The sequence below is a fragment of the uncultured Algibacter sp. genome (assembly GCF_947495675.1).
GTDB lineage: Bacteria > Bacteroidota > Bacteroidia > Flavobacteriales > Flavobacteriaceae > Algibacter_B.
Window position 1 is genome coordinate 82,494 of the sequence record NZ_CANLZX010000006.1, and the last position, 13,434, is coordinate 95,927.

Annotated in this window: 10 protein-coding genes; 7 read left to right on the forward strand and 3 right to left on the reverse strand. The window is 32.7% G+C overall.

The genetic code is table 11. The features are described 5' to 3' along the window. Position 1 precedes the first annotated feature (1 nt). The 3 genes from Q0842_RS06210 to metK form a co-directional block, all read right to left on the reverse strand. Positions 2 to 436: a DUF4174 domain-containing protein gene (locus Q0842_RS06210; RefSeq protein ID WP_298495593.1), complete on the reverse strand. Its 435-nt coding sequence runs from the start codon at positions 434 to 436 to the stop codon at positions 2 to 4. A gap of 213 nt (positions 437 to 649) precedes the next feature. After that, the gene (locus tag Q0842_RS06215) at positions 650 to 1,624 is read right to left on the reverse strand and encodes a hypothetical protein (RefSeq protein ID WP_298495596.1); all 975 of its coding nucleotides are present in this window, start codon (positions 1,622 to 1,624) and stop codon (positions 650 to 652) included. A gap of 258 nt (positions 1,625 to 1,882) precedes the next feature. Further along, positions 1,883 to 3,136: a methionine adenosyltransferase gene (gene metK / locus Q0842_RS06220; protein ID WP_298495598.1), complete on the reverse strand. Its 1,254-nt coding sequence runs from the start codon at positions 3,134 to 3,136 to the stop codon at positions 1,883 to 1,885. Positions 3,137 to 3,733: 597 nt separating this feature from the next. Between metK and ilvD the strand changes: the two genes are divergently transcribed. The 7 genes from ilvD (at position 3,734) to azu (ending at position 12,935) form a co-directional block, all read left to right on the forward strand. After that, entirely contained in the window at positions 3,734 to 5,419 is a 1,686-nt protein-coding gene (ilvD, locus tag Q0842_RS06225; protein WP_298495600.1) for a dihydroxy-acid dehydratase, read from the forward strand. A 60-nt stretch (positions 5,420 to 5,479) separates the two neighbouring features. Beyond that, positions 5,480 to 7,210 carry a biosynthetic-type acetolactate synthase large subunit gene (gene ilvB, locus Q0842_RS06230; protein WP_298495602.1) on the forward strand — a complete coding sequence of 577 codons (1,731 nt, stop codon included), beginning with the start codon at positions 5,480 to 5,482 and terminating at the stop codon, positions 7,208 to 7,210. Between the two features lie 10 nt (positions 7,211 to 7,220). Further along, complete coding sequence (gene ilvN, locus Q0842_RS06235) at positions 7,221 to 7,754, forward strand: acetolactate synthase small subunit (protein WP_298495605.1); 534 nt, start codon at positions 7,221 to 7,223, stop codon at positions 7,752 to 7,754. 17 nt (positions 7,755 to 7,771) lie between these two features. Further along, entirely contained in the window at positions 7,772 to 9,247 is a 1,476-nt protein-coding gene (gene ilvC, locus Q0842_RS06240; protein WP_298495608.1) for a ketol-acid reductoisomerase, read from the forward strand. 118 nt (positions 9,248 to 9,365) lie between these two features. After that, complete coding sequence (gene ilvA / locus Q0842_RS06245; protein WP_298495610.1) at positions 9,366 to 10,631, forward strand: threonine ammonia-lyase IlvA; 1,266 nt, start codon at positions 9,366 to 9,368, stop codon at positions 10,629 to 10,631. 182 nt (positions 10,632 to 10,813) lie between these two features. Next, positions 10,814 to 12,406: an NADP-dependent glyceraldehyde-3-phosphate dehydrogenase gene (locus tag Q0842_RS06250; RefSeq protein ID WP_298495613.1), complete on the forward strand. Its 1,593-nt coding sequence runs from the start codon at positions 10,814 to 10,816 to the stop codon at positions 12,404 to 12,406. 25 nt (positions 12,407 to 12,431) lie between these two features. After that, positions 12,432 to 12,935, forward strand: coding sequence for an azurin (gene azu, locus Q0842_RS06255; protein WP_298495616.1), 504 nt, complete (start codon positions 12,432 to 12,434; stop codon positions 12,933 to 12,935). The last annotated feature ends 499 nt before the right edge of the window (positions 12,936 to 13,434 follow it).

Genomic DNA, 13,434 nt, shown 5'->3' on the forward strand with positions numbered 1-13,434 from the left:
ACTAATTTCCCTTACGCTTTAATTCTGATTTTCGCATAGGCATAACATCTATTGTCTTAAATAACTTTTTACACGTTAGTATATAGTTTTGCCTTAATTTTATTCCACCATCTAAGCCAATTAATACAACTTCAAAAGGTGAGTTTGTTGATTTATATGTTTTATAAAGTTTTGACGAATTCTGCCATTTCTCATTTTTTAAACCTATTGAAAAAGTATCTTCTTTTATTTGATAAACAATAAGTTTACGGTCTTTAAGTCCGTTTTCGTTTTCTTGTAATTCTTTAATTTGATTCTGAAACGTACAAGTATCGGCATTATCTGTTAGTACTAATAAAACTCGATTTTCCCATTGGTGTGCTGTTATATTTTGAGACATACCTTTATTTGTACTAATAATCGAAATTATAATAAAAAGGATTTTTAAAATCTTCATATTGTTAAGGCTTTTTGGAGAACTCGATTAATAGTTACAGCTATATGTAATAGTTTAGATACTAATTTAATAAAAAAGACAAGTCTATTTTTTTTATTATACAAGAAATCTTAAAAGGATCGGACATAAAGAATTATATAGGTTGTTGTTAAATGTTTAGTTCTAAAACTTAATAACTAAGAGTCTTTGTAATAATTAAGTCTCCATATTAGTTTATTTATCAATCTCTACTGGGCCGTCAATATCAACCATACTTAGATTAAAAACTCGTGAGCGTCTATATGCAATATTATCTTTTTTAATTCTTTCAATAAGATGTTTCATGTTTTCATTAGAACTGACTTCCCATTCGATATCTGGATGATATTTTGTTTTGAATTTTTTGTCACCAAACCCAATCATTGGGATTTTATCCATCGGGACACCTCGATGAAATTTTTCAGTATGCCAATAAATTGAACTAACACCATTAAATTTAATTTGGATTCCAATTTTAAAATCGTAATAATAATTTGGTAAAAAATTCAATTGAAGTAAAAACTCTTCTATTTCACCAGGTTCAAGTGAAATATAGTCAACATTTTCAACATACCCACCTTTCATAGAATTAATCATAGGAGCTATATGTATTCCTTCTTTAGGAAAGAGAGTTCCGTTAAATTCTCTTAATACAGCGCTACCACCTCTTTCTCCAAAATAAAAACCTGCTAATTGCTCGCTTATTTTTTCAACTTTAAAAACATCTATGAGTAAGTATGGAGCTATTTGTACAAAATTTTTATTTGCAATTGAGCTAACCGAAAAAGCATATAGTGGATTAGAGGTTGAGTAATCTTTTGTGTCCATTATATTATGCATGGTCGATTCAGCTTCTTGGTAGGTCATTTCTTTGTTAATGTCAATAAGCGATGCGTTAAAAACAATATTATCAATATAGCTATTAGGCATGTCAAAATATATGGGCACTTTAATCTTTTTATCTTTTAACTCAGGATCTGATAAAATAACATTTTCATTAAGTTTAGATAATGAGTCTGATATAGAAATAATATCCTCTGTAGTTTGTTTAGACTCGGCCCTATCAACCATAAATCCATGAATGGATAGATATAACCCAGCAATACCTAAAAGAGCAAAAAGGCCGGTTGCAAATGGATGTCTACCGCACATTTCTATAAACTTTTTCATTTTTGAAAAACTCTTGGAAATGTTTTTGTTAATTTTCTCCTTCATGATTTAATAGTCAAAGTGTTTAACATGTTGTTTTATTTAGCACTAACATTATTTTCGTGTTTAATAATGTGGTACAATGTTTCTCAAACAAACAATTGTTTCAATTTTTTTCAAGTCGAGCAAATTAGCTAAATTTTCTGACAAAGTCAAGTTCGTTTAATAAAAAAGGCCACTTAATAAAGTGGCCTTATGAAATTTATGTAAGCTTAAAGTTTACAACCCAAAAGCCATTTTTACTTTGTCAACATAATCAAGTTTTTCCCAAGTAAATAGTTCAACATCTAAGGTTACGTTTTCGCCATTAGGTTGCGAAAACGATTTTGTAACGGTTTCATTTTTACGTCCCATGTGTCCGTAAGCAGCAGTTTCGCTGTACATTGGCGCTCGTAATTTTAAACGTTCTTCAATAGCAAACGGGCGCATATCAAAAATTTTAGCTACTTTTTCGGCAATTTCACCATCGGTTAAATTAAATGGGCAAGTTCCGTAAGTGTCTACAAAAATTCCCATAGGCTCAACAACACCAATAGCGTAACTTACTTGTACTAAAATTTCTTCGGCAACACCAGCTGCAACTAGGTTTTTAGCAATATGTCTTGTAGCGTAAGCTGCACTTCTATCTACTTTACTAGGGTCTTTTCCAGAAAATGCACCACCACCATGGGCACCTTTTCCGCCGTAAGTATCTACAATAATTTTGCGCCCTGTTAAACCAGTATCTCCATGTGGGCCTCCTATAACAAATTTTCCTGTTGGGTTTATGTGGTATTTAATATTGTTATTAAATAATTTCTGGATAGATTCAGGAAGTTTAGCTACCACTCTTGGTATTAAAATTTCAACAATGTCTTTTCTAATTTTTGCAAGCATAGCTTCGTCTTCATCAAAATCATCATGCTGCGTAGATACAACAATAGCGTCAATTCGTTGAGGTATATTATCATCGCTATATTCAATAGTAACCTGGCTCTTAGAGTCTGGTCTTAAATATGGTATGTCTTTATTTTCGCGACGTAATTCTGCAAGTTCTATTAAAATTCTATGCGATAAATCTAAAGCTAAAGGCATAAAGTTTTCGGTTTCATTGGTTGCATAACCAAACATCATCCCTTGGTCTCCGGCGCCTTGTTGTTCTTTGCTACCACGATCTACACCTTGATTAATGTCTTCAGACTGTTCGTGAATAGCAGATAAAACACCGCAAGAATTACCATCAAACATATATTCGCCTTTGGTATAACCAATTTTGTTTATTGTATCTCTTGCTATTTTTTGAACGTCTAGATATGTTGTTGATTTAACTTCGCCAGCAAGTATAACTTGTCCTGTTGTTACTAAGGTTTCACAAGCTACTTTGGATTCTGTATCAAAAGCCAAAAAATTATCAATTAAAGCATCACTAATCTGGTCTGCTACCTTGTCTGGATGTCCTTCAGAAACACTTTCTGATGTGAATAAATAAGCCATATTTTTTATTTAATGGTAAGATTTGACGAGAACGTCGAAGGAAGTTTACACTGCCTTTAGCATTTTTGTTTACATTAAAAATAATTGTAATGTAAAGAGGTTGCAATCAGTCAAATCTTTCCTCTATTATTTGTTTGCGCAAAAGTAAAAAAATAAAAGAATAAGTACAGCGATTTTTCTTTTTTTCGATAATAAGTTGAACATTAAATTTTATTTGTAAATATTCGTGTGATTCTATATGAAAAACCAAATTTTAAAAATCATTTCTTTGTTTGTTATTGTGATAAATTTAAGGGTATTTTAAAACTAAAATAGATTTTAATATACTTCCTAAAAATGGAAGGTTTTTTTATGAACTTTTTTTTTATTTTGAACATCATAAAAATATTAACTTAAAATACTGATATACAGAATATTAAATTGATATTTGTAGTCGTGGATTTAACCTAAAAAATGAAAGACTATATAATATAATAAGCTAATAAATTAATTTCGACGTCTTGATTAAGTTGAATTGAAGAATTTTTAATAAAAATCTTAAATTACTTAGAATACAAAATTGAAATAACGCAAAAAGTAAAATTGTTTGCAGTAAATATGAAGGAACTTAATAAACATAGTAAAAGGCTAACACAGGACGAATCTCAACCAGCATCTCAAGCCATGTTATATGCCGTAGGCTTAACAGATGAAGATATGCAAAAGGCTCAGGTGGGAATTGCTAGTACAGGTTATGATGGAAACCCATGTAATATGCACTTAAATAATTTAGCTGCTGAGGTTAAAATTGAATGTAAAATTGCTAATATGGTTGGTTTAGGATTCAATACTATTGGTGTTAGTGATGGAATTTCAATGGGAACTTCGGGTATGAATTACTCTTTAGCATCTCGTGATATTATTGCAGATTCTATTGAAACTGTAATGAATGCACAAAGTTATGATGCACTTGTTTCTGTTGTTGGTTGTGATAAAAATATGCCAGGTGCCGTTATTGCTATGTTACGTTTAAACCGTCCGTCAATTATGATGTATGGTGGTACAATAGCATCAGGAAAATATAAAGGTAGAAAATTAAACATCGTTTCAGCTTTCGAGGCTTTAGGTCAAAAAGTAGCAGGTGAAATTGATGAGGATGAATATAGAGAGATTATAAAAAGAGCCATTCCAGGAGCAGGAGCTTGTGGGGGTATGTATACTGCAAATACTATGGCCTCTGCAATTGAATGCATGGGGTTTGCTTTGCCATATAACTCGTCTATTCCTGCCGAAAATCCAAATAAATTATCAGAAAGCGAACGTACAGCAAGAGCTATAAAAAACCTTTTAGAATTAGATTTAAAACCTTTAGATATTATCTCTAAAAAATCTATTGAAAATGCTATTGCATTGGTTAATGCTTTAGGAGGTTCTACAAATGCTGTATTACACTTTTTAGCAATTGCACATGCTGCAGATATAGAATTTACATTGGAAGATTTTCAACGTGTAAGTGATAGAACACCTTTAATAGCCGATTTAAAACCTTCTGGTAAGTACCTAATGGAAGACGTTCATGGTGTTGGTGGAACACCAGCAGTTATGAAATATTTGTTAGACAATGGTTATTTACATGGAGATTGTTTAACAGTAACCGGAAAAACATTAGCAGAGAATTTAGCAGATGTTGAGCCACTTACATTTGAAGCAGATAGTCAAGATGTTATTTACCCAAAAGATAAAGCATTAAAATCTTCTGGTAACTTACAAATTCTTTATGGAAATTTAGCTACTGAAGGAGCAGTAGCAAAAATATCTGGTAATGAAGGCTTGTTGTTTGAAGGTAAAGCTGTTGTTTATGATGGTGAGCAAGCAGCAAATACAGGTATTTCAAATGGCGAAGTAGAAAAAGGAGATGTTGTTGTTATAAGATATGTAGGCCCTAAAGGTGGTCCAGGTATGCCAGAAATGTTAAAACCAACATCATTAATTATGGGTGCTGGCTTAGGAAAATCTGTAGCTTTAATTACAGATGGTCGTTTTTCTGGAGGAACGCACGGATTTGTTGTGGGACACATTACCCCAGAAGCACAATCTGGAGGAACTATAGGTTTATTAAAAACAGGAGATAAAATTAAAATTAGCGCTGAAGATAACTCTATTAACGTATTGCTATCTGAGGAAGAATTGGCTCAAAGAAAAGCACAATGGGAGCAACCAGCTTTAAAGCACAAAAAAGGGATATTGTATAAGTATGCAAAATCGGTAGCGTCAGCGTCAAAAGGCTGTGTAACTGATGCTTAATAAATAAATATATTTGTCATTTCCTTCGATAAGGGAATCTCATTTTTAAAGATTGTGAGTATGAAAACACAAACCGCAAATAAAAAAGAAGTGGCAGTAAAAAAACAACGTATATCGGGTAGCGAAGCTGTAGTAAGAAGTTTGATTGCCGAAGGAGTTGATATTCTTTATGGATATCCAGGAGGAGCCATCATGCCCGTTTATGATGAATTATATAAGTTTCAAGATAAAATTCATCATGTTTTAACACGTCATGAACAAGGTGCCGCACATGCAGCTCAAGGATATGCACGTATATCTGGTAAAGTTGGAGTTGCTATGGCAACATCAGGTCCAGGAGCAACTAATTTAATAACAGGAATTGCAGATGCGCAAATAGACTCTACGCCTTTAGTTTGTATTACTGGTCAAGTGTTTTCTCATTTATTAGGAAGTGATGCATTTCAAGAAACCGATATTGTTGGTATTTCTACGCCAGTTACTAAATGGAACTGTCAAGTAACAAAAGCAGAAGATATTCCAGGTGCAATCGCTAAGGCATTTTATATTGCCAAAAGCGGAAGGCCAGGACCTGTGTTAGTTGATATTACTAAAGATGCGCAGGTAGCTGACTTAGATTTTGAGTATAAAAAATGTACAGGAATTAGAAGTTATAATCCTGTGCCAAAAACAAGTCAGGAATCTGTTAATGCAGCAGCAGAATTAATTAATAATGCCAAAAAACCAATGATTGTTTGGGGGCAAGGCGTTATTTTAGGAAAGGCTGAAGTAGAACTTAAGGCTGTAATTGAAAAAGCAGGTATTCCAGCAGCTTGGACAATTTTAGGTGCCTCGGCAATACCAACATCACATCCTTTAAATATTGGAATGGTTGGTATGCATGGTAATTATGCACCTAATAAATTAACTAACGAATGTGATGTGCTTATTGCTATAGGCATGCGTTTTGATGACCGTGTTACCGGACGTTTAGATGCTTACGCTAAACAAGCTAAAATTATTCATTTTGATATAGATCCAGCAGAGATTGATAAAAATGTTAAAACAGATGTTGCTGTTTTAGGAGATTCAAAAGAAAGTTTAGCAATGCTTTTTGATGCCTTAAACAAAAACTCACATGATTCATGGTTACAAGAATTTAAAGATTTATATGCTATTGAGTTTGAACAAGTAATCAATGGCGATCTCAATCCAACTAAAGAAGGATTGACCATGGGCGAAGTTTTAAAACAAATAAATATTGAAAGTGAAGGCAAGGCAGCTATTGTTTCAGATGTAGGTCAACATCAAATGATTGCTTGTCGATATGCAGAATTTAACCAATCAAAGAGTAATATTACTTCAGGCGGATTAGGTACTATGGGATTTGGGCTACCTGCTGCAATTGGAGCAAAAATGGCAGCGCCAGAACGCGAAGTGGTTGCTATTATTGGTGATGGTGGTTACCAAATGAATATCCAAGAGTTAGGAACCATTTTTCAGCAAAAAGCAGCTGTTAAAATTGTAGTATTAAATAACGAATTTCTAGGTATGGTACGTCAATGGCAACAATTGTTCTTTGATAAGCGTTACGCATCTACCGAAATGACTAACCCAAACTTTGTTGCTATTGCAGAAGGTTATTATATAAAAGCCAGAAAAGTGACAAAAAGAGATGAATTAGCAGAAGCTGTAAAAGAAATGATGGCCTCAAAAGAGTCTTATTTCTTAGAAGTTCGTGTTGAAAAAGAAGATAACGTATTTCCAATGATTCCATCAGGAGCATCGGTTTCAGATGTAAGATTAAGTTAATATTATAGATATGAAGGAAGACATAAAATCATTCACAATATCAGTTTATACCGAAAACAATATCGGTTTATTAAATCGAATTTCTGCTATTTTTCAGCGAAGACATATTAATATAGAGAGTTTAACAACCTCGCAATCTGAGATTGATGGTGTCAACCGTTTTGTTATTGTTGTAAATATATGTGAAGACAATGCAAGTAAAATTGTTAAACAAATTGAAAAACAAGTTGAAACCATAAGAGCGTATTATCATACTGAAGAAGAAACGATATTTACGGAGTCTTGTATGTTTAAAATAAAGTCTGATTTGTTGTTTAACGAGCCTCAAATTCAGAATATAATTAAAGAAAGTAATACAACAATTGTAACTGTAAATAAAGAGTTTTTTGTATTAGAAAAATCTGGTAGAAGAAATGAAATAGAATCTTTAAGACGAGATTTAAATGTGTTTGGTATCATGCAATTTGTACGTTCAGGACGCATAGCAATTACAAAAGATCAAATGAAAATAACCGAATTGCTTTCAGCATTCGATAACCAATAATAACAATTAAAAACAAAATGGGAAATTATTTTAACACACTATCTTTAAGAGATAAATTAAATCAATTATCGAAGTGTAGATTTATGGATGCTTCAGAATTTACTGACGGAGTAGACGCTTTAAAAGGCAAAAAAGTAGTTATAGTAGGCTGTGGAGCTCAAGGGTTAAACCAAGGGTTAAACATGAGAGATTCAGGTTTAGATATTTCTTACACATTACGTGATGCTGCTATTGCAGAAAAACGTCAATCTTTTTTAAATGCATCAGAGAATGGATTTACTGTAGGGACTTACCAAGAGTTAATCCCAACAGCAGATTTAGTGTTAAACTTAACACCAGATAAGCAGCATACAAATGCTGTAAATGCTGTTATGCCATTAATGAAAAAGGGAGCAACATTATCTTACTCTCATGGTTTTAATATTGTTGAAGAAGGGATGCAAATTCGTAAAGACCTTACAGTAATTATGGTGGCGCCTAAGTCTCCAGGTTCTGAGGTTAGAGAAGAATATAAGCGTGGTTTTGGTGTGCCTACATTAATTGCTGTACATGAAGAAAACGATCCTGAAGGTAAAGGTTGGGCGCAAGCTAAAGCTTATGCCGTTGCAACTGGTGGGGATAAAGCAGGTGTTTTAGCATCATCTTTCATTGCTGAGGTAAAATCAGATTTAATGGGAGAGCAAACCATTCTTTGTGGATTGTTACAAACAGGTTCTATACTTTGTTTCGATAAAATGGTTGAAGAAGGTATTGATGCAGGGTATGCTTCAAAATTAATTCAATACGGTTGGGAAACTGTAACAGAAGGTCTTAAGTATGGTGGTGTAACTAACATGATGGATCGTTTATCTAACCCAGCAAAAATTAAAGCTTTTGAACTATCAGAAGAATTAAAAGATATCATGCGTCCATTATTCCAAAAGCATATGGATGATATTATTGAAGGTCGTTTTTCTGCTGGAATGATGGAAGATTGGGCTAACGATGATCATGATTTATTAACATGGAGAGCGGCTACTGCTGAAACTAATTTCGAAAAAACACCAGCTGGTGATGTAGAAATTTCTGAGCAAGAGTACTACGACAACGGTGTGTTAATGGTTGCTATGGTAAGAGCCGGAGTTGAGTTAGCTTTTGAAGCTATGACAGATTCTGGAATTATCGATGCATCAGCATACTACGAATCTTTACATGAAACACCACTTATTGCGAACACGATTGCAAGACGTAAATTATACGAAATGAATAGCGTAATCTCTGATACTGCTGAGTACGGATGTTATTTGTTCGATCACGCATGTAAGCCTTTGTTAGCCGATTTTATGAAAAACATTAAGACAGATGTTATTGGAAAGCCTTTTGCTAAAGATAATGGTGAAGGTGTTGATAACGCTAAACTTATTGAAGTTAATGCTGCTTTAAGAAATCATCCAGTTGAAAAAGTTGGTGAGTTCTTAAGAGGTTCTATGACAGCAATGAAACCTATTGTATAGAGTACAACTAAACTAAACTATATTTTACAAAACCTGTCGGATGATATCATTTTGGCAGGTTTTTTATTTTTAAAGAAATTCGATTTAGTAACTTGCAGAAGCATAAAAATTATAAAAAATGAATCAGGAGAAATCAACTTATTTCCCTAGCATAGATAACGTAAAATTGGCTGCTGAAACAATTAAAAAAGTTTCATTAGTAACACCACTAAGTAAAAGCTTAAGGTATTCAAAACAATTTGATGCACATATTTTTTTTAAACGAGAAGATTTGCAGCAAGTTCGCTCATATAAAATAAGAGGGGCATATAATAAAATTAGCTCCTTAACTCCCAATCAATCAGCAACAGGAGTGGTTTGCGCAAGTGCAGGTAATCATGCCCAAGGTGTTGCTTTATCTTGTAAGCTGTTAAAAATTAAAGGCACCATTTATATGCCTGCACCAACACCAAACCAAAAGGTAGAACAGGTAAAAATGTTTGGTGAAGATTTCATAGAAATAAAACTTGAGGGCGATACTTTTGATGATGCTTTTCATGCAGCAATGTTAGAATGTGATGAGTTGGGTAAAACGTTTATACATCCATTTAATGATGAGAAAGTTATTGAAGGACAAGCTACCATTGGTCTAGAAATTTTAGAACAATCTAACACCCCAATCGACTATGTGTTTATGGCAATTGGTGGAGGCGGTTTAGCAGCTGGTTTGTCTACAGTATTTAAGACCTTATCACCAAATACAAAAATTATTGGTGTCGAGCCCAAGGGAGCTCCTTCTATGAAAACATCAATTGATAACAATAAAAATACAACACTAGAGTCTATAGAAAAATTTATTGACGGAGCTGCTGTAAAACGTGTTGGTGATTTAAACTTTGCTATTTGTAAAGAAAATTTAGACGATATTATTTTGGTGCCCGAAGGTAAAGTTTGCGAAACTATATTAGAGTTATACAATAAAGATGCTATTGTTGTTGAGCCTGCAGGAGCGCTTAGTATTTCTGCTTTAGATTTTTATGCTAAAGAGATAAAGGGTAAAAATGTAATATGTGTTGTTAGTGGAAGTAATAATGATATTACAAGAACACCAGAAATTAAAGAGCGAGCCTTATTATATGCAAACTTAAAGCATTATTTTATTATAAATTTTCCTCAAAGAGCTGGTGCGTTAAAAGAATTTGTAGTTGATATTTTGGGAGAGAATGATGATATTACTTATTTTCAATATGCTAAAAAAACAAATAGAGAAAATGGATCTGCTGTTGTTGGTATACAATTAAAATCTGCATTAGATTTAGAACCACTAATTTTAAAAATGAAGGCTCATAATTTTTATGGAGATTACTTGAATGACAAACCAGATTTATTTCAATTTTTAGTTTAAAAAGCAGCTAGTTGTTTTACAATTAATAAGAAAATCGCGAAATCGTTTGCGCTGTGAATTTGCTATTTATTTGAATTTCAGGATATAATTTAGGTTAAATTTTGTTTATTTTGGTATAAAGATATCAATCTAAAAAGTGTTAAGGCTATTCAAATTTTAACACTATAAAATTACTTTGAATTATGACAAATCCTTTTGTAGAAATCCCAGAAGCATATAAAATAAAATCTCTTTTACATCAAAAAACATATCTTGTAAATGGCGAATTAAAAAATTGGGAGGGAGATACTGCCGAGGTATACTCTACTATTTCATCTACTTCAAAATACAAACCAACGCTTTTAGGTACTATTCCACAGTTAGGCGAAAAGGAAGCCAAGGAAGCTCTAAATTCTGCAACCTCTGCCTATGATAATGGTAAAGGTTTATGGCCAACAATGAAAGTTGGCGATAGAATTGCTTGCATGGAAACATTTGTAGAACAGATGAAAACTAAACGTGAGGAAGTTGTAAAATTACTCATGTGGGAAATTGGAAAAAATCTTCCAGATTCTGAAAAAGAATTTGATAGGACAGTTGATTATATATATGATACTATTGAAGCTTACAAGCAAATAGATAGAAATTCGGCTAAGTTTGAAAAAAACTCTGGAGTTTATGCTCATATTCGTCGAGGTCCACTAGGTGTTGTTTTGTGCTTAGGGCCTTACAATTATCCTTTAAACGAAACATTTACATTGTTAATTCCAGCATTAATCATGGGGAATCCTGTGGTTTTCAAGCCAGCAAAGATTGGTGTTTTATTAATATCTCCTTTGTTAGAAGCATTTCAAAGTAGTTTTCCAGAAGGTGTTGTAAATATTGTTTATGGACGTGGGCGTGTTTTAGCAACTCCAATAATGCAATCTGGAAAAATTGATGTATTGGCTTTAATTGGAAACAGTAAATCTGCTAATGCTTTGCAAGCTCAGCACCCAAAAGGGAATAGATTACGTATGGTATTAGGCTTAGAGGCTAAAAATCCAGCTATTATACTACCTGATGCAGATTTAGATTTAGCAGTTGAAGAGTGTATAGCAGGAACTTTGTCTTTTAATGGGCAACGTTGTACTGCCTTAAAAGTATTGTATGTACATGAGTCTGTAGTTGAAGAATTCAATAGAAGGTTTGCTTGTAAAGTAGATCAGCTTAAGTTTGGTAACCCTTGGGAAAATGGTTCTAAATTAACACCGCTTCCAGAAGAAGATAAACCAGCATACATTCAAGAATTAATTGATGATGCACAAGATAAAGGAGCGAAAGTGATAAATAAAAAAGGAGGAGAAACAACTGAAAATTTTATTTTTCCAGCAGTTTTGTATCCGGTTACTAAAGATATGCGTGTGTTTAAAGAAGAGCAGTTTGGACCAGTTGTGCCAATAGTTTCTTTTTCAGATATTGAAGAACCTTTAGACGATATGGCAGAATCTGATTACGGTCAACAAGTGAGTCTCTTTGGTAAAAATGTACACACATTATCTCCATTAATTGATACTTTAGTGAATCTTGTTTGTCGTGTTAATTTAAATAGTTCTTGTCAACGTGGTCCAGATGTTTACCCTTTTACAGGAAGAAAAGATTCTGCATATGGAACATTAAGTGTTCATGATGCTTTACGTTCATTTTCAATAAGAACTTTTGTAGCATCAAAGGATAATGATTACAATAATAAAATTCTTCAAGAATTATTAGAAAAGAAAACATCAAATTTTATTAGTACAGATTATATTTTGTAAATCATTTTATTTAATTTTATATAATATGAAAGTAATAAAAATTATAGGTATAGCTCTTTTTTCACTATTCTTAATTGCTTGTGGTGGAAAGGAAGAAAAGAAAAAAGAAGGGTTTAGTTATGAAAAGAAACCGGAGGTTTCTTCTAAAGATGAAAGTAACCCTAATGATGTCGTTATTACATCAAACGATGCCATGCAATTCAATAAAAAAGAAATTAAAGTTCAGGCTGGTAAAAAAGTAAAGATCACATTAAAGCACATTGGTAAAATGGATAAAAATGTAATGGGGCATAATTTTGTTTTACTTAAACAGGGTGTTGATTTGGTGAAGTTTGGAAATAAAGCTGCTACAGCACGTGCTAATAATTATATACCTGAAGGTGATGATGTTATTGCACACACCAAACTTATTGGTGGTGGTGAAACAGCTGTTATAGAATTTGAAGCCCCTGAAGTTGGAACTTATCAGTTTTTATGTAGTTTCCCTGGGCATTATGCATTAATGAAGGGTAAGTTTATCGTAGAGTGATAATTTAGAATGTTCATAAAAATAAAAAAGGCGATTTTAAAAAAAAATCGCCTTTTTTATTTAAAATATTTAATTTAATATTCAATAAAACCTGTATTAAAAGTGTGAATTTGAATTATTTAAAGAAAAAGCCCTATAAAAGCGAGATTTTAATAATTCTTACTAAAAAGTATAGTAGAAATAAGGCTTTTTTGAAAATAAGTTTTAGATTTACAGAGTGAAAAATTTAATAAATAAAATACGTTGTTCTACACCCGGTTTGCCAGTACGCAATCGCCGCCGCTTCTAATGCTCCAATATTAGTAAAACCTTACGTAATTTTAATTTTTCAAAAGTGTTCAAAAATTTTCTCATAGTATTTCAAAATAAAGTTAATTTAATAATTAACAACAGTCCTATTATGCGCCGCAATTTTCCTCGTCGCCCGTAAGGGTATGCTATAATTTTTAGAACTAGGTGAGTCCAGTTCTGCTTTTAAGAAAAATAGAATAATTGACAA